Consider the following 17,371-nt stretch of genomic DNA (forward strand, 5'->3'; position numbering starts at 1 on the left):
TGAAAATCCCGGAGACCGCACTTCGCTACGATTCGTGTAGTAGTAACTATCGCGCTAGTAGTTGATCGCCGAGTCGTAGGGGTGCGGGTGTCTCATCTGACGTATACCGAGGCCATCGTGGTCGGGTTGTTCCAGGGCGTGGCGGAGTTGTTCCCGGTGTCCAGCCTCGGGCACAGCGTCCTGATCCCGGCCCTGGTCGGCGGCCGGTGGGCGCGGGATCTGAACGTCTCGACCCCCGAATCGCCCTACCTGGCCTTCATCGTCGGCCTGCACGTGGCGACCGCGATCGCGCTGCTGGCCTTCTTCTGGCGAGACTGGATCCGCATCATCGGAGGCTTCCTGACCTCGCTGCGCGATCGCCGCATCGAGACCCCGGACCAGAGGCTGGCCTGGCTGATCATCGTCGCGACCATCCCGGTCGGCATCGTGGGACTCCTGGTGGAGCACGCGTTCCGGACCGTTCTCGGCAAACCGGTCCCCGCCGCGATCTTCCTCATCCTCAACGGAGGGGTCCTGTACGCGGGGGAGCGGCTGCGCCGCCGTGAGTCGCGCGCCGCGGACCGGGCCGTCGCGGCATCGGTGGGGAGCACGGCGACCGATCTGGCCCTCGCGTCGGACCAGCGCCTGGCCCGGCTGAGCTTCGGCCGGGGCATGAGCATCGGCGCGGCGGAGATCCTCGCGCTGCTGCCCGGCATCAGCCGGTCGGGTGTCACGATGGTCGCGGGCCTGCTGCGGGGGCTGTCGCACGAAGACGCCGCCCGGTTCTCGTTCCTGCTGGCCACCCCGGTGATCCTCGCCGCGGGGCTCCTGAAGATCCCCGACCTGACCGGCCCGCTCGGCAACGGCATCCACGGCCAGGTCCTGGTCGGCAGCGTGCTGTCGGGCACCGGCGCCTACCTGTCGGTGCGTTTCCTCACGCGGTACTTCGAGACCCGGACGCTGACGCCCTTCGCCGTCTACTGCGCCGTGGCCGGGCTCGCCAGTCTGGTCTGGCTCGGGGTTCGCTGAGACGCCCGCGCTTCCAGACGCCGCGGGCGGTGAGCGCGCCGATGGCCTTCGTGCGCGTGGTGGGTCTCCACGGCCTCCAGGCTCCCGTGCAGATCGGTGGCGGCGTCCAGCGCCCCCGCGCCGGACAGTGTCAGGCAGGCGGCCAGAGCCGCCGCCACGCCGGGGAGCAGCCGAGAGCGCCTCGGCGGCGCCTCCAACAGCGCCGCCACGCGCCGGGGGACGGGACCGGCGGTCGCGGACAGCACCGCCCCGCCCGCAGGGGCGGGGGAGCCCGCGCGTTTCCGCGCCAGCGCGGCCCGCGCGATCGCGCGGGCCACGAGGCGCCGGTCCCCGCACCTGCACGCCGCCGACTCGTCGGCCCAGCGCTCGAGGTGATAGCGCAGGGGCGTACGGAGCGCGAGCAGCGCCGGATGCAGGACGGCCGCCACGTCCATCGCCAGGGTGAACCAGTGGTGGCGGCCGGACAGATGTGCGCGTTCGTGGGCGAGCAGCGCCTCCCGTTCGCGTGCGTCCAGGGCCCGGAGCATGCCGGTGGTGACCACCACGCTGCCCGGGCGGCCGGGTACGGCGTAGGCGTCCGGGAGATCGTCCGGGAGGACGGCCAGAGTGCCGGGCCGGGCACGGGCGGTCTTCCTGGCCAGTCTGAGGGCGCCGAGCCGCCGGTGGAGCGTCCCGATGGCGAGGGCGAGCGTCACGGCCAGGGCCAGGCCGGCCGCGCACGCCAGTGGTACGGGGATCGGTGACATCCGCCGCAGTAGGAGAGGGGACAGATGCTCGGCGGCCGCCACGAACCGAAGCCGGACGAGGCCCGCGCCGACCAGCAGGCAGAGGGCGAGCGTGGTGCAGCCGGACAGCACGGCGCCGGTGGCGGCGAGCAGCCATGAGGCCGGCCGGGGTGGAAGCCGATCCACCAGGAGGCGGACGAGGGGCACCGCGAGCAGGGGAACCAGCAGCGGCATCCATACGTCGACGACCATGCCGTTCATTATGGGCGGGCGCGCGGGGCCTCCGAGCGGTGGGCCGCCGTATCCGTCTCATCTACTATCGAGGTAATACCTTGGGTGCATGGAGCAGGACGTGAGCAACGAGAGTGAGCCGGGGCGGCGGCCCGCCGGCATGCTGGAGGACGCCGTGCTGGCCGCCCTCTGGCACGGCGGCCGGCCGATGAGCCCCGCCGACGTGCAGGCCGTGCTTCCCGACAACCCGGCCTACACCACGGTGATGACGACCCTCGCCCGGCTGCACCGTAAAGGCCTGGCGACCCGCACGCGCGCGGGACGCGGATTCGTGTACTCGCCGAACGTCGACGAGGCGGCCCACACGGCCACCGCAATGCACGACCTGCTGCGCCGCCGCCGCGACCGGGCGGCCGTGCTGGCCCGCTTCGTCTCCGACCTGGCCCCCGAGGACGAAGTGCTGCTTCAACGACTGCTGCGTCAGGAGAACGCCGAGTGAGGCACCGGACGATGACTACTATCTGAGTAGTAGGAGCGTCCCCCCGCATCGGAGGCCCGTCGTGAAGGTTCGGAGTGTCCGCTCCACCCTGCTCCTCGCGGTGGTGACCCTCGCCGCGTACCTGACGGGCGGCTGCGGCGGGGGCGGGACCACCCAGGCGGCGGCCCCGCGCCCGACGGCCGACCCGGTGCCGCGATTCGCGCACGTGGTCGTGGTCGTGCTGGAGAACAAGTCCGACAGTCAGGTGATCGGCGCCCGTGAAGCGCCGTACCTGACGTCGCTGGCCCGCTCCGGCGCGCTGTTCACGAGCTCCTACGCGGTCCGTCACCCCAGCCAGCCGAACTACCTGGCGCTGTTCTCCGGGTCGACGCAAGGTCTGACCGACGACTCGTGCCCGCACTCCTACTCGGGCGTTAACCTCGCCTCGGAGCTGGCCACGGCCAGGCTGACCTTCGCCGGCTTCGCCGAGGGACTGCCGGCGTTCGACCGGTCCGCCTGCACCAGTGGCCGGTATGCCCGCAAGCACGCGCCGTGGGCGAACTTCCCCGACCTGCCGGACACGGTGAGCCGGTCGTTCGCCGACTTCCCCGCTGATTACTCCGCGCTGCCCACAGTGTCCTTCGTCATCCCCGACATGTGCGATGACATGCACAACTGCTCCGTGAAGACGGGAGACTCCTGGGTCCGGGCGAATCTGGACGGGTATGTCCGGTGGGCGGGAACCCACGACAGCATGCTCATCGTGACCTTCGACGAGAATGACGGCTCACCCGGCAACAAGATCGCCACCATGTTCGCCGGAGCGTCCGTCAAGCCCGGGGTGTACCCCGAGAAGATCGATCACTACAGCGTGCTGCGGACCATCGAGGACGCCTACGGACTGTCCCATGCCGGCATGAGCGCCTCGCGGAGTCCCATCACCGACGTGTGGACGACCGCCCGGAAGTGAAACCGAAGGCGGAGGTCTTCCGACGGTACTTCCGGGTAGGGAGGTGTTGCCCTCCCATCTCTCCGACGGGCGACGTGCGCCGGATGGTGAGGCGACCGTGATGAGAGGCCGGCGACCGGTGTCGCAGGCCGGCTGCCGGTGGTGGCTGGTCGCGTGCACTCTGGCGCTGCTGCCTCCGTGCGCCTGCACGGTGCCCCGTGACACGGCGATGACCCGTCACCACGCCCGCGGCGCGCCCTCGTCCGCGACGATCCGCCGTACCGTTCCGCTCGGCGGTTCGGTCCGTGGTCGCCCGATCGTCGCGGTGGAGTCCGGCGATCCGTCGAGCCCGCGGAAGGTGCTGGTGGTGGGCTGCGTCCACGGGAACGAACCGGCGGGGGTGGCGGTCGCACGTGCGCTCATCGACGGTCCCCCTCCCGCCCACACCGACCTGTGGGTGGTGCCGGTGCTCAACCCGGACGGGGCCGCCGCCCGTACGCGCGGCAACGCCCACGGGGTCGACCTCAACCGGAACTTCCCCCTGCGCTGGCGGTCTCTCGGGCCGACGGGCTCGGAGTACTTCGCCGGCCCCCGGCCCCTGTCGGAGCCGGAGTCGAAGATCGCCGCCGCCCTGATCCACCGGATCAGGCCGACCGTGGGAATCTGGTTCCACCAGCACATGGCCGTGGTCGACATCTCAGAGGGTCCGAAGGCGATCGAGCGGCGCTTCGCCGGCCAGGTGGGGCTCCCGGTGCGGGTACTGACCGACTACCCGGGCAGTGCCACCGGCTGGGAGAACACCGTGGTCCCCGACAGCGCGTTCGTCGTCGAGCTGCCGGCCGGATCACTGTCCCCGTCGGCGGTGCGCCGCTACGTCGCGGCCATCCGGGCGATCACGGGACCCTGACCAGGGATACCACGTCGCCGACGTCGTTTTGCCGTCATTTGGCCGCCGGCATCGGTCCGCTTGCCGCGGAGTTCCCTGCGTAGGGATGAGAGTCTCGCCGGATCGCCGGCCGGCAACCGGATGCCGGCGTCATGAGGGCCGGATCAGCCCGGTCTGGTAGGCCAGCACGACGGCTTGGACGCGGTCGCGGAGGCCGAGCTTGGGCAGGATGCGGCTCACGTGCGTCTTGACGGTCGCTTCGGACAGGCCGAGTTCCGTCGCGATCTCCGCGTTGGAACGGCCCTTGGCGATCTCGATCAGTACTTCGCGCTCGCGGTCGGTGAGCCGGTCGAGCCGGGGGTCGTCGGCCGGGCCCGGTCGTGCTGCGTGCCGGCGGGTGAAGGTCTCGATGAGCAGCCGGGTCAGGCGCGGTGCCACGACGCTGTCACCCGCCGCGACCGTGCGGATGCCCGCGATCAGTTCGGCGGGCTGGACGTTCTTGAGCAGGAAACCGGCCGCACCGGCGTGCAGCGCGGCGAAGGCGTACTCGTCCATCTCGAACGTCGTGAGGATGAGGACCCGTGAACCCGCGTGGTCGCGCGCGATCCGTTCGGTGGCCTCGATGCCGTCCATGCCCGGCATCCGCACGTCCATCAGCACCACGTCCGGGGCCGACGAGGCCACCTGGGCGAGAGCCTCGGCGCCGTCGCCGGCCTCTCCGACGACGGTGATGTCGGGATGGGCCTCCAGCACCAGCCGGAAGCCCATGCGCAGCAGAGGCTGGTCGTCGACGAGGAGAACCTTGATCATTGGGTGCTTTCCAGCTGGGCCGGCTCGAAGCGAGCGTAGACCCGCCAGCCACCGCCCTGCAGTGGACCGGCCTCGAACCGGCCGCCGTACACCGCGACGCGCTCGCGCATCCCGGCGATGCCGTGTCCGGTGCGCTGTGGTCCCGAGGGCACGCCGACGGCGGGCCGTCCGTTGTCGGTGATCTCGACCTCCACGTCGGCGGTGGTGTACCCGACTCGTACCCGTGCCGTCGTTCCCGGCGGAGTGTGCTTCCGCACGTTGGTGAGCGCCTCCTGGACGAGACGGTAGATGGCGAGTTCGGCGCCGGAGGCCATGTCCGGCGGCTGCCCGGTGACCACGAACTCCACTGGGAGGCCGGCGGCGCGGACCTCGGTGAGCAACCCGTCCAGCTGAGCGAGTCCGGGCTGCGGGCGCCTCAGCCGGGCGGAAGACGGCGCGTCCTGGCGGAGCACGTCCAGGACGCGCTGCATCTCGGAGATGGCCTGGCGGCCGATCTCCGACGCCTTGGACACGGCGTCGGCGGCCCGTTCGGGTGACGTGGGCAGGGTGTAGGCGGCGCCGTCAGTGAGGGCGACCATGACCGAGAGGCTGTGGGTGACGATGTCGTGGACGTCGCGGGCGATCCTCGCACGTTCCTCGGCGGCGACGATCCGGGACTGCTGGTCCCGTTCTTTCTCGAGGCGGGCGGCACGGTCCTCCAGCGACGCGAGGTAGGCACGGCGGGTCCGTATGTTCAGCCCGATGACGGCGGCGGCCGTGGTCATGCCGGACAACAGTACGAAGGCCTTTAGTAGGTGGACCCGGGGCACCCACTGGTCGGTGGCCAGCGCGACCCCGACCTCCACGACGCCCGCCGCCACGAGCAGCCGGCGCACCGTCGAGTGGGCGGCGACCGAGTACAGCGCGATGAGCACGGCGAGGTCACCGGTCGACAGGAGCACTCCGCCGAGCCACTGCGCGAACGCCAGCGCGGCGACCACCGTGAAGGCGGCGAACGGGGCGCGGCGTCGCCAGATCAGCGGCACGAGGAGCGCGATCTGCAGCGCCCAGCCGAGGAGGAGGTGGTTCGGCGGTTCCTTGATCAGATGAGGCACCCCGATGAGGAGCAGGGCGAGCGCGAACGCGCCGTCGACGGCGGCGGGATGCCGGCGGGCGAACGCGTACGCGCGGGAGCCCCGGCGCGCGATGGGCGCGCCGGGGCCGGCCTCAGGCGATTCGGCCATGAGGGTCAGGCGTCCCTCCGCTTGAGCAGATACGCCGCCACGGCCATCGCGATGGCGGTGTAGAGGACGAAGACCCCGAACCCGGTCCACGGACCGAGGGAACCGGGGTCGGGGGCGTTGGTGAGCAGGTCACCGCCGGCGTTGCTCGGCAGGTAGGGCGTGATGTGCTTGCCCCACGAGGTGAGGTTGAGCACTTCGCCGAGGACCGGCAGCACCAGCAGGATGCCGAACAGCGCGGCGATGGCCCCGGCGGTGCTCCGGATGATGGTGCCGAGCGCGGTGCCCAGCAGGCCGACGACCGTGAGGTAGAGCCCGACACCGGTGACGATGCGCAGCGCCTGGGGCGAGGAGAGCGTGGCCTGCACGTGCTGGGAGGACAGGATCGCCTCGCCGCCGAAGAAGGTCAGGAAGGACACGATCTCCATGAGCACCAGGACGACCACACTGAACACCGCGGCCTTGGCCCACAGCACGGGCAGCCTGCCGGGGACGGCGGACAGCGTGGCGCGGATCATGCCGGTGGAGTACTCACCGGTGATCACCATGACGCCGAGCACTCCCACGGCGAGCTGGGCGATGACGTACGGCCGCAGCGGCACGGTCACCGCCATCGTCGCGGCGTCCCCGATCGGGTGGGAATGGTCGCTGAGCCGGCTGGCGAAGCCCCAGCTGAAGAGCATGCCGAGGCCGATGGTGGCGACGACCGCGCCGAACAGCGTCCAGAAGGTGGAGCGAAGGGTCCGGAGTTTGATCCACTCGGAGTTCAGCACCCGCGTCTGGGTGACCTTGCCGGTCCGGACGGCGGTGGTGGCGGTGGTCATGCCGCTCGCCTTTCTGCGCTGAGGGCGGGGGCCCGGTACTCCACGGAGTCGCCGGTCAGCTCCATGAACGCCTCTTCCAGTGAGGCCTGCTGCGGAGCGAGTTCGAAGAGGGTGACGCCGTTGTCCGAGGCGATCTGGCCGATCTGGTCGCTGGTCAGCCCGCTGACGACCAGAGTGCCCTCCTCGGTGTTCGCGACCGTGACGTCAGGCCCCGCCAGCAGCTCGCGCAGCCGGGACGCCTGGGGCGAACGGACCTTGACCCGCCCCGTCGAGGCCCGCTCGATGAACTCGGTGACCGACGTGTCGGCGATGAGCCTGCCCCGGCCGATGACGATGAGGTGCTCGGCGGTCAGGGCCATCTCGCTCATCAGATGGGAGGAGACGAAGATCGCCCGGCCCTCGGCGGCCAGGTCCTTGAGCAGGTTGCGGATCCACAGGATGCCCTCGGGGTCCAGGCCGTTGACCGGCTCGTCGAGGATCAGCGTCTTGGGGTCGCCCAGCAGCGCGGACGCGATCCCGAGCCGCTGTCCCATGCCGAGGGAGAAGCCGCCGGCGCGCTTGCGGGCGACGTCCCGCAGCCCCACGAGGTCGATGACCTCGTCGACCCGGCCGCGCGGGATGCCGGTCGTGGCGGCCAGCGCCAGCAGGTGGTTGTAGGCGGTCCGGCCCGTGTGGATGGCCTTCGCCTCCAGCAGGGCGCCGACCTCGTGCAGCGGAGCCGGGTGGCCGGCGTACGGGCGGCCGTTGACGGTCACCGACCCGGACGAGGGCCGGTCCAGGCCGAGGATCATGCGCATCGTCGTGGACTTGCCCGCGCCGTTCGGGCCCAGGAACCCGGTGACGACCCCGGGTCTGACGGTGAACGACAGGTCGTGCACCGCCGTCTTGTCGCCGTAACGTTTCGTCAGGCCCCTGGCCTCGATCATGTTCGTCCCTTGGAGTTCGTCGGTTTTCGCAGTCAGAACGCTACGGTGCGCCTCCTGGTGCGGTCGTCGCCCCAGGGGAGGAACCTCGCAGGTCACGGCCGTCCATCGGCCGATGTACGGCTACATCGCGGGATGGACATGAGCGAGTCGGCCGCGAGTGCGGCCGGATCCGGGCCGCGCAGCCAGGGTCCGTACTGGTCATGCTGACCGCTCGCGAGACGGAGATGGACGTCGTGGTGGGGCTGGAGGCCGGCGCCGACGACTATGTGCACATGCCATCAACCGGTGAGCGGCGCAGTCAGGAGGGCCGAGCAAATACATCGGACATTTAACCAGCAGCCGTACGCCGTCTGTCAATCACGGAATGCTGCCCGATCCTGCGGCTGCATCGGGCGTCGTGGCTTGGTCAGCGCTTCTCGGGTCCACGATAGAGGGCATATTCATCCGATCTCTGGATCCGACGAGCCTGACTTAGTTATGACGATATAATAGTTATGTGTCTATAATTGAAGGTGTTGCCGCTCGCGGTGGTGCCGCCAGGGCGCCGGGCCCTCGCTGGCGGTTGCTCGTCCTGGCGATCTGCTGCATGAGCCTGTTCATCGTCGGCCTGGACAACACGATCGTGAACATCGCCCTGCCGTCCATGCGCCGCGATCTCCACGCCTCCCTCTCCGACCTGCAGTGGATCATCGACGCCTACACGGTCGTGCTCGCCGGCCTGCTGATGCTCTCCGGTTCCACGGCGGATCGGATCGGCCGGCGCCGCACCTTCCAGGCGGGCCTCATGCTGTTCACGCTCGGTTCCCTGCTGTGCTCGCTGTCGCCGAGCCTTGGCTGGCTGGTCGGTGCGCGGGCCCTCCAGGCGGTCGGCGGCTCCATGCTGAACCCGGTCGCGATGTCCATCATCACCAACACGTTCACCGACCCCCGGGAACGGGCGCGCGCCATCGGAGTGTGGGGCGGCGTGGTCGGGCTCAGCATGGCGCTGGGGCCGCTGATCGGCGGTGTGCTGGTCGCCTCGGTCGGCTGGCAGGCGATCTTCTGGATCAACATCCCGATGGGCCTGATCGCCTTCGTCCTGTGTGCGCTGTTCGTGCCCGAGTCCCGTGCTCCGCGGCCACGTCCGGTGGACCCGGTCGGTCAAATCCTGATCATCGCGCTGCTCGCCGGCCTGACGTACGGAATCATCGAGGCGCCGTCGGCCGGATGGAGCTCCGCGCAGACCGTGGGCTGCTTCACGGGAGCCGCGCTGGCACTGGCCTGCCTCGTGCCGTACGAGCTGCGGCGCGCCGAACCGCTGATCAACCCGCGCTTCTTCCGCAGCATCCCCTTCGCGGGGGCGACGCTCATCGCCATCTGCGGCTTCGCCGCACTCGGCGGCTTCCTGTTCCTCAACACCCTCTACCTGCAGGACGCCCTCGGCCACACGGCGCTCCACGCCGGCCTGCTGACCCTGCCGATGGCCGGTCTGACGGCGGTCTGCGCGCCGCTGTCCGGGCGGATCGTGGGCAGCGCGGGTCCGCGCCTGCCGCTGCTCATCGCCGGTACGGCCATGGGTCTCAGCGCGCTGATGCTGACAGACCTCACCGCCCACACCCCGCTCTGGCGGCTCATGGCCTCGTACGTGCTGTTCGGCCTCGGCTTCGGCATGCTCAACGCCCCGATCACCAACACCGCCGTCTCCGGCATGCCGCGGACCCAGGCGGGAGTCGCCGCCGCCGTCGCCTCCACCAGCCGGCAGATCGGCCAGTCGCTCGGCGTCGCCGTCGTGGGCTCCCTGGTCATCTCCGCCGTGCACGGACCACTTCGCACCGGGCTGCCGCCCGCCAGCCACGTCGGCTGGTGGATCGTCGCGGCGTGCGGTGTCGCCGTACTTCTGCTCGGTATCCTCACCACCGGGCGCTGGGCCGGGCGGACCGCCGAGCGTACGGCCGAGCGGCTCATTCACGGCTCGACGGAAACGGCGGAGACCGCATGAACGACGAGACGAACGGCGCGGTCGGCAGCACCGCCCATGGCGACACGGTCTCCGGCTCCACGGTCCTCCGCGACGCGGAGACCTCGGCCGGAACCGATCCGGACGCGGTCGCCCGCGTCTGGGCGGCGATGTGCTCACTCGTCCTGAAACAGGAGGACCGGCGCAAGGAGGTCGCCGAAACGCTCGGCATGAGTTTCTTCCGCGCGAAGGCGCTGCGCCGCCTGCTGCCCGGCCCGCTGACCATGCGAGAGCTGACCGCCCGCCTGGCCACCGAGAAGCCGTACACCACCCTGATCGTCGACGACCTGGAGCGGCGCGGCTACGTCGAACGCAGCGTCCACCCGGACGACCGCCGCTCCAAGATCGTCACTCTCACTCCGGCCGGAGTGGCAGCCGCCGAACAGGCCGAACGCATCCTGGCCCGGCCACCGCGCTCCCTGCTCGCCCTGCCACCAGAGGACCTGGCGGTCCTCGACCGGATCATGGCCGGACTCCGGTCGCCGGACGCCGGACGGCCGCGCGACCGGCCCGCGTGATCAAGGCCGGGGATCACTCGGCCGCGTGCGCCGGGGCGTTGTCGCGTCCTCCCGGATGGCGGCGGCGCCAGGTCCAGAAGACGGCGGACGACAGCAGGGACCAGGCCGCCAGGACGAGGAACGGGAAGGCGTGCTGGTGGTGGGGAAAGTAGATGGCGGTGTGCTGGGCGTTGACCGAGGCACCCGGAGGGAGCCACCGGCCGATGGTCCCCAGGGGGGAGGGGAGAAGGGCCCAGGAGACCGCACCCCCCGACGAGGGGTTGCCGAGCAGGACCATCAGGCTCCACGTGGGGATCATCGCCCAACGCCCGAACAGGGTGTTGAACATCGTGAACACCATGCCCGAGGTGAACATGGTGAACGTCAGGATCAGCCAGGACTCGACGAAGGGCAGGCGCAGGGCGCCGAGCAACCAGTCCACCACCGCGGCGATCGAGAACCCGCCGAGCACCGCGTACGCCACTGTGAACACGATCCGCTCGATCGGGTCGAGCCCCTTCGCGTGGACGCTGAGCTGGATCGCCCCGACGAACCCGATGATCGCGGCGGCGAGCGAGATGTAGAAGACGGCCAGCCCCCGCGGATCGCCGCGCTGTAGCGGTTTGATGTCCCGGACCGTGACCGCGACGCCCGTCGCCTTCCCGACGCGGGGCGTCGTCTCCGAGAGCAGTTGGGCCACCGAGGCGCCCGAGGCTCCAGCCACCTCGACGGTCACCGCCCGGCCGGAGTCGTCGAACTCGAGGATGGCGAACACCTGCTGGTCGTCCACCGCCTCCACGGCCGCCGCCCGGCCGCCGAACGGGTAGATCCGCACCGAGGCGTTCAGCGCCTTCTCCAGCCTGCTGATGAAGGCCTCGCCGCGCGCCGTGTGATGGTTCCCGACGACCGCCGCAGGGATCGCGTGCGGAGTGGGTTTGGCCATGGAATACGTGTACGAGCCCGCGAAGAGCCCGGCGGCGGCCGCGATGATCAGGGTCAGCACGGTCGCGGGCAGGAAGGGTGACCGCGCGAACGCCGCCCACCGTTGTCTGGCGGTGGGCGGCCTGCCGTGGGCGCCATGAGGCGACGTCTCGGACATGCCACCACGCTAAGCACCCGGGTCCGCGAAGGAACGCCTGCCCCGTTCCCTGCGGTGGACACCGGCGTCCGGCAGCTGTAAGTTAGCCAACTAACTGAGGTCGATGAAACGACCTCGCTCCCGCAATGAAAGAGGCCCTGCCATGCCCACCCAGCGCGTTCTCGACTCCACGATCTTCTACCGCGAGGTCGGAACCGGGGTCCCGATGGTCTTCCTGCACGGCAACCCCACGTCGTCGTATCTCTGGCGGAACATCCTGCCCGCGGTCGGCGACCCGGGCCGGCGGCTGGCGCCGGACCTGATCGGCATGGGTGACTCGGGTAAGCCGGACATCGAGTACACCTTCGACGATCACGCGCGATACCTGGACGCGTGGTTCGACGCGCTCGGTCTCGAGAGCGTCGTCCTGGTCGGCCATGACTGGGGCGGTGCCCTGGCCTTCGACTGGGCCGCCCGCCATCCCGACCGCGTACGGGGCGTCGCGTTCGCCGAGACGATCCTCAAGCCGATGTACGGACAGGAGTTCCCCGAGGCCGGTCGCGCGCTGTTCGAAACGATCAAGGCTCCGGGTGTGGGGGAGGCCCTGATCCTCGAGCAGAACGCGTTCATCGACCAGGTGCTGCCCAAGACCGTCGTCAATCCCCTCGGCGAGGAGGAGTTCGAGACCTACCGAAAGCCCTACCCCACTCCGGAGAGCCGCCGGCCGCTGCTGCAGTGGGCGCGGGCGATGCCGCTGGACGGGCAGCCCGCCGACGTGGTGGCCAGGGTCGAGAGGTACGACGAGTGGCTGGCGGCGAGCACCGACGTTCCCAAGCTTCTCCTCGCCTTCGAACCCGGTCCCGGAGCGATGACCGGCCCGGAGGCCATCGACTGGTGCGCCGCCAACATCGCGAACCTGGAGATCTCCCGGAATGGGGCTGCCGGTCACCACGTCCAGGAGGACCAGCCCGCGGCGATCGCCGCGGCCATCGCCGCCTGGGCGGACAAGCACGCCCTGCGGTGAGACGCCCGGCCCGGACCGGGCGGGAGGGCGGCGCCGACGCCGGGCGGTGCTGGGGTGCCCGGGCCGGTCAGGGGAGGGCGGGTTGTTCTCCGTCCCTCCCGTCTGCCGGAGCGATGGAGGGGAGGCACGGCGTCGATCACCGCTCGGCGGCGCCGGTCAACCCACGGTGACGAACCGGGTAAGCTGGGCGTTAATAACTTACATGTCATCACCTGTTGATGTTGCTGCCTTGCGCGCCCGGACCTTCCCCTGTTCCGACGGCGCCGCCGAGCAGGCGGGCGGCCGTTCGTAGGAGCTTCCCCCATGGAGATTCACGCCGATGCCCTGGTGGTGGGCGGAGGTCTGGGCGGTGTCGCCGCCGCGCTGGCGCTACTGAAGGCGGGCCGCTCGGTGGTGCTGACCGAGGAGCACGACTGGCTGGGCGGACAGCTCACCAGCCAAGCGGTGCCACCGGACGAGCACACGTGGGTCGAGCGCTTCGGCGTCACGGCCGGCTACCGCGCGCTGCGCGACGGGATCCGGGACTACTACCGCGGTCACTACCCCCTGACCGGGCGAGCCCGCGCCTGGCGCGAGCTGAACCCCGGCGCGGGCTGGGTGAGCCGGCTCTGCCACGAGCCCCGCGTCGCCGTCGCGGTCATCGACGCCATGCTCGCCCCGTACCGCGGCTCCGGCCGGCTGCGCGTGCTTCAGCCGTACCGGCCGGCCGAGGCGGACGTCGACGGCGACCGCGTGACCGCCGTCACCCTGGCGCACCGGGACACGGGTGCACGGACGACCGTGCACGCCCCGTTCGTGCTGGACGCCACCGAGACCGGCGAACTGCTGCCGCTGACGGGTACCGAGTACGTCACCGGCTTCGAGTCGCAGGCGGACACCGGGGAGCCGAGCGCCCCCGCGCAGGCCCAGCCGCAGAACATGCAGGCCATCTCGGTGTGCTTCGCCATCGACCACGTGGACGGCGACCACACCATCGAGCGGCCGAGGACCTACGGCTACTGGCGGGAGTACCAGCCGGAGTTCTGGGGGGATCGCCTGCTGTCGTGGCGGGCTCCGGTGCCGCGCACGCTCGAGACGGTCGAGCGGGCGTTCACCCCGAACCCCGACGACGACCCGATGGACGTGCTGGGCGACCAGCAGCGTGTCGGCGGCGACATGAACCTGTGGACCTTCCGCCGGATCGCCGCGCGGCGCAACTTCGAGGACGGCGCCTACGCCAGCGACATCACGCTGGTGAACTGGCCGATGATCGACTACCTCGACGGTTCGATCATCGACGTGCCGGACGCCGATCGGCACCTGGAGGCCGCACGCGAGCTGTCGCGATCGGTGCTGTACTGGATGCAGACCGAGGCGCCACGGCCGGACGGCGGAACCGGATACCCGGGTCTGCGGCTGCGCGGCGACGTCACCGGCGGCGCCGACGGCCTCGCTCAGGCGCCGTACATCCGGGAGTCGCGACGCATCCGCGCCCTCTCCACCATCCCCGAGCAGGACCTGTCCCTCGCCGTACGCGGCGACAGGGGTGCCGTCCGCTACCCGGACTCGGTCGGCATCGGCATGTACCGGATCGACCTGCACCCGTCGACCGGCGGCGACAACTACATCGACGTGGCCTGCTCGCCGTTCGAGATCCCGCTCGGCGCCCTGATTCCCCGCCGCATGGACAACCTGCTGGCGGCGGCCAAGAACATCGGCACGACGCACATCAGCAACGGCGCCTACCGACTGCACCCCGTCGAGTGGAACATCGGCGAAGCGGCGGGGACCCTCGCGGCGTTCTGCCTGGACACGTCCACGACGCCCCACACCGTCCGCGACAAGGAGGAGCTGCTGACCGACTACCAGGACCGGCTCGTCCGTTCCGGCGTGGAGCTCCACTGGCCCCAGGTGATCGGCTACTGAGACGACCGCCGCTCACATGGTCGTGAGCATGAGGGTCCGGGGAACGGGTAGGTCCTGGTCACGGCGATGCTGAGCCGAAGGTGCCGTGCCATGGTGGAGTCGGCGATCGAGAAGGTCGAAATGCGTCTCGGCAGGCCTGTGCGGCTGCCGATGCTGGGGCAGGTGACGCTGCCTCCGCCCGAGAGACTGGTCTATTACGCCGGGCTCGGGCTCCTCGCCGTCTTCGAGGTGGTGGAGTGGCCCGTCGCACTGGTCGTCGGCACCGGACACCTGCTGGCCGACCAGCAGCATCGGAAGCTGGTCCGGGGCTTGGGCGAGGCGCTCGAGGAAGCCTGAACGACCGGCTCGGCTGAGGGCGACCGCGACGCGTGGCTCGGAGGCCGGGAAGATTAGGGTGGTGCATGTCGGCTCGCCTCGGCCGATGGCGAGCGTCGGCCCGAGCCGATCAGAGGCGGCCATGACCACTGCCATGTCGATCACCTCGGGGCGAGGGCGTGATCTCGGACTCCCCGCCGAGGCGACCAGTTTCATCGGACGCCGGCACGAGATCGCCGAGGTCAAGCGTCTCGTGTCCGTCTCTCGCATGGTGACCCTCACCGGTCCGGGTGGTGTCGGGAAGACCCGGCTGGCCCTGCGGGTCGCCAACGACCTGCGGCGTGCCTTCCCCGAAGGCGTGTGGCTGGTCGAACTCGCGGAGCTGGACAACCCGGCGTTGCTGCCCCAGGCCGTGGTCGCCGCGCTGCGCATCGAGGACCGCACGGCCCACAGGCCCATCGAGGCACTGGTGGAGCATCTGGCCGGCGACCGGATGCTGGTGATCCTGGACAATTGCGAGCATCTGCTCCAGGAGACCGCCGTGCTGGCAGAGGCGCTGCTGCGCCGCGTTCCGGAGCTGCGGATCCTGGCCACCAGCCGCCAGCCGTTGGGGATCTTCAGCGAGCAGATGTTCACCGTGCCGATGCTGTCCCTGCCGGACGGCGGATCCCGGCCCGGCAGGCCCGGCACGTCGCCCGACGCCGTCCGGCTCTTCGCCGAGCGGGCCGGGGCGGTCCTTCCGGGATTCGCCGTCACGGAGCGGAACCGGGACGTCGTCGAACGGATCTGCCGTCGCCTGGACGGGCTGCCGCTCGGCATCGAGCTCGCCGCCGTGCGGCTGCGGGCACTGTCCCTTGAGCAGTTGCTCGACCGGCTGGACGACCGTTTCGGGCTGTTGTCCGCGGGATCGAGAGCCGTGGCGCCCCGGCACCAGACACTCCGCGCCCTGATCGACTGGAGCTACGCCCTGTGCACCGAGGAGGAGCGTCTGATGTGGGCGCGTGTCTCGGTGTTCACCGGCAGCCTGGACCTGGAGGCGGCCGAGGAGGTCTGTTCCGGAGACGGCATCGCCCGCGATGAGGTCGTCGGCCTGGCGATCGGCCTGGTCGAGAAGTCCGTCCTCGTCCGGGAGGAGTATCCGAGCGGCGTCCGGTACCGACTGCTCGACACCATCCGACAGTACGGCCGAGAGCGGCTGGCCGCCTCCGGGCAGGAGGCGACGATGAAACGGCGGTTCCGCGACTACTACCGGAACCTGTCGCGGGAGACGAAGGCGCGGCTGTTCGGCCCGGCGCAGGTCGAGCTGCTCACCCGGCTGCGAGTGGAGCATCCCAATCTTCGCACCGCCCTGGAGTACTGCCACGCCGAACACGCCGGACTGTGCATCGACATGGCCAGCGACCTGCTGTACCACTGGATCACCAGCTGTCACACCGGTGAGGGACGTGACTGGCTCGAACAGGGCCTCGCGGCCAGCGGCGGCCGCTCCGAGGTCAGGGCCCGGGCGCTCTGGGCGTGCAGCTGGCTCGCCATCATCCAGGGAGATCAGGGCTCGGCCAGGACGATGCTCGCGGAGAGCAAGGCCCTCGGCGAGCGACTCGGGCTGGAGCCGGTCCTCGGCTATGTCGCCCTCTACTCCGGGATGGTCGCCCTGAACCAGGGGGACGGCGCGGCGGCGGTCACGTGTCTCGAGGAGGCGGTGGCCCGTCATCGTGCCGCCCCGGACCCCCTTGGCGAGGCGCTGGCACTGAACCGGCTCTCCCTCGCCTACTCCTTCCTGGGGGATTCGAACCGTGCCATCGCCGCCGCCGAGGAGAGCCTGTCCGTCTGTGACGCCCATGAGGAACGCTGGCACAAGGCGTACACGATGGCGGCCCTCGGCATCGAGGCCTGGCGCCAGGGTGACACCCGGCGGGCCGCCACCCTGGAGCGGGAGAGTCTGCGGTTCAACCGTTCGCTGGACGACTCACTCGGGGCGGGACTGAGCCTCGAGGTGCTGGCATGGATCGCCGGCACCGAACATGAGTACACACGCGCCGGGGAGATGTTGGGCATCCTGCGGACCGTCTGGGAGGCGGTCGGCGCGCCACTGCCGGGATACTCCCATCTCGCGCGCTACCACGATGAATGCGAGGCACGTACGCTCCAGGCGCTCGGTGAGTCGGCCCTGCGCGCGGCCGTCGATCGAGGCGGGAGCCTCTCCTACGACGAAGCGCTCGCCTACGCTCTCGAGGAGCGCCGGCCCACGCCCGGCCGATCCGGCGGCGCGGACCGGTGGTCGCCTCTGACGCGACGTGAGACGGAGATCGCCCGGCTCGTCGCTCAGGGAATGAGCAACAAGGAGATCGCGGCGTCACTCGTGATCGCCCAGCGCACCGCCGAAGGTCACATCGAACACATCCTCCGGAAACTCGACTTCAGCTCCCGTGCCCAGATCGCCACCTGGGTCACCGAGCAGGCCCCGACTGGGGACTGACGGATAGGCCGGGAATAAGGTCC

16 protein-coding genes are annotated in these 17,371 nt (G+C 70.5%); 10 read left to right on the forward strand and 6 right to left on the reverse strand.

The window, feature by feature from the left end; all coding sequences use genetic code 11:
* The first annotated feature begins 87 nt into the window (after window positions 1–87).
* The gene (locus NE236_RS02525; protein ID WP_252840122.1) at window positions 88–1,008 is read left to right on the forward strand and encodes an undecaprenyl-diphosphate phosphatase; all 921 of its coding nucleotides are present in this window, start codon (window positions 88–90) and stop codon (window positions 1,006–1,008) included.
* Here NE236_RS02525 and NE236_RS02530 read toward each other — a convergent pair.
* Window positions 957–1,985 carry a M56 family metallopeptidase gene (locus NE236_RS02530; protein ID WP_252840123.1) on the reverse strand — a complete coding sequence of 343 codons (1,029 nt, stop codon included), beginning with the start codon at window positions 1,983–1,985 and terminating at the stop codon, window positions 957–959. The genes NE236_RS02525 and NE236_RS02530 overlap by 52 nt on opposite strands.
* Window positions 1,986–2,085: 100 nt before the next feature.
* Here NE236_RS02530 and NE236_RS02535 point away from each other — a divergent pair, with 100 nt between their 5' ends.
* The 3 genes from NE236_RS02535 (at window position 2,086) to NE236_RS02545 (ending at window position 4,298) form a co-directional block, all read left to right on the forward strand.
* Window positions 2,086–2,463 (forward strand): BlaI/MecI/CopY family transcriptional regulator, encoded by a 378-nt coding sequence (locus tag NE236_RS02535; protein WP_252840124.1) that lies wholly within the window; start codon window positions 2,086–2,088, stop codon window positions 2,461–2,463.
* A gap of 61 nt (window positions 2,464–2,524) precedes the next feature.
* Complete coding sequence (locus NE236_RS02540) at window positions 2,525–3,412, forward strand: alkaline phosphatase family protein (RefSeq protein WP_252840125.1); 888 nt, start codon at window positions 2,525–2,527, stop codon at window positions 3,410–3,412.
* Between the two features lie 100 nt (window positions 3,413–3,512).
* Window positions 3,513–4,298 carry a M14 family zinc carboxypeptidase gene (locus tag NE236_RS02545; protein ID WP_252840126.1) on the forward strand — a complete coding sequence of 262 codons (786 nt, stop codon included), beginning with the start codon at window positions 3,513–3,515 and terminating at the stop codon, window positions 4,296–4,298.
* A gap of 129 nt (window positions 4,299–4,427) precedes the next feature.
* On the opposite strand, the gene NE236_RS02550 is transcribed toward NE236_RS02545, so the two are convergent.
* Genes NE236_RS02550 through NE236_RS02565 form a run of 4 tightly spaced genes read right to left on the reverse strand, consistent with a single transcriptional unit; the run spans window position 4,428 to window position 8,057 of the window.
* A complete protein-coding gene (locus NE236_RS02550; protein WP_252840127.1) occupies window positions 4,428–5,087 on the reverse strand; it encodes a response regulator in 660 nt (219 codons plus the stop codon).
* Entirely contained in the window at window positions 5,084–6,310 is a 1,227-nt protein-coding gene (locus NE236_RS02555; protein WP_252840128.1) for a sensor histidine kinase, read from the reverse strand. The genes NE236_RS02550 and NE236_RS02555 overlap by 4 nt, the downstream gene beginning before the upstream one ends.
* A gap of 5 nt (window positions 6,311–6,315) precedes the next feature.
* Window positions 6,316–7,131: an ABC transporter permease subunit gene (locus NE236_RS02560; RefSeq protein WP_252840129.1), complete on the reverse strand. Its 816-nt coding sequence runs from the start codon at window positions 7,129–7,131 to the stop codon at window positions 6,316–6,318.
* Complete coding sequence (locus tag NE236_RS02565) at window positions 7,128–8,057, reverse strand: ABC transporter ATP-binding protein (protein ID WP_252840130.1); 930 nt, start codon at window positions 8,055–8,057, stop codon at window positions 7,128–7,130. Before NE236_RS02565 ends, NE236_RS02560 begins: the two co-directional genes overlap by 4 nt.
* Window positions 8,058–8,553: 496 nt before the next feature.
* Here NE236_RS02565 and NE236_RS02575 point away from each other — a divergent pair, with 496 nt between their 5' ends.
* Entirely contained in the window at window positions 8,554–10,035 is a 1,482-nt protein-coding gene (locus NE236_RS02575) for an MFS transporter (protein WP_252840131.1), read from the forward strand.
* A complete protein-coding gene (locus tag NE236_RS02580; protein WP_252840132.1) occupies window positions 10,032–10,571 on the forward strand; it encodes a MarR family winged helix-turn-helix transcriptional regulator in 540 nt (179 codons plus the stop codon). Before NE236_RS02575 ends, NE236_RS02580 begins: the two co-directional genes overlap by 4 nt.
* 13 nt (window positions 10,572–10,584) lie before the next feature.
* Here NE236_RS02580 and NE236_RS02585 read toward each other — a convergent pair whose 3' ends face one another.
* Window positions 10,585–11,649 (reverse strand): ABC-2 transporter permease, encoded by a 1,065-nt coding sequence (locus NE236_RS02585; protein ID WP_252840133.1) that lies wholly within the window; start codon window positions 11,647–11,649, stop codon window positions 10,585–10,587.
* A 142-nt stretch (window positions 11,650–11,791) separates the two neighbouring features.
* Between NE236_RS02585 and NE236_RS02590 the strand changes: the two genes are divergently transcribed.
* The 4 genes from NE236_RS02590 to NE236_RS02605 all read left to right on the forward strand — a co-directional run bounded on the left by NE236_RS02590 (window position 11,792) and on the right by NE236_RS02605 (window position 17,348).
* Window positions 11,792–12,652 carry a haloalkane dehalogenase gene (locus NE236_RS02590; RefSeq protein WP_252840134.1) on the forward strand — a complete coding sequence of 287 codons (861 nt, stop codon included), beginning with the start codon at window positions 11,792–11,794 and terminating at the stop codon, window positions 12,650–12,652.
* A gap of 303 nt (window positions 12,653–12,955) precedes the next feature.
* Window positions 12,956–14,557 (forward strand): FAD-dependent oxidoreductase, encoded by a 1,602-nt coding sequence (locus tag NE236_RS02595; protein ID WP_252840135.1) that lies wholly within the window; start codon window positions 12,956–12,958, stop codon window positions 14,555–14,557.
* 90 nt (window positions 14,558–14,647) lie between these two features.
* Window positions 14,648–14,893, forward strand: coding sequence for a hypothetical protein (locus NE236_RS02600; protein ID WP_252840136.1), 246 nt, complete (start codon window positions 14,648–14,650; stop codon window positions 14,891–14,893).
* Window positions 14,894–15,014: 121 nt separating this feature from the next.
* Entirely contained in the window at window positions 15,015–17,348 is a 2,334-nt protein-coding gene (locus NE236_RS02605) for an ATP-binding protein (RefSeq protein ID WP_252840137.1), read from the forward strand.
* Window positions 17,349–17,371: the final 23 nt, after the last annotated feature.

Origin of the sequence: Actinoallomurus purpureus, assembly GCF_024055795.1 — a bacterium.
GTDB classification, from domain to species: Bacteria; Actinomycetota; Actinomycetes; order Streptosporangiales; family Streptosporangiaceae; genus Actinoallomurus; species Actinoallomurus purpureus.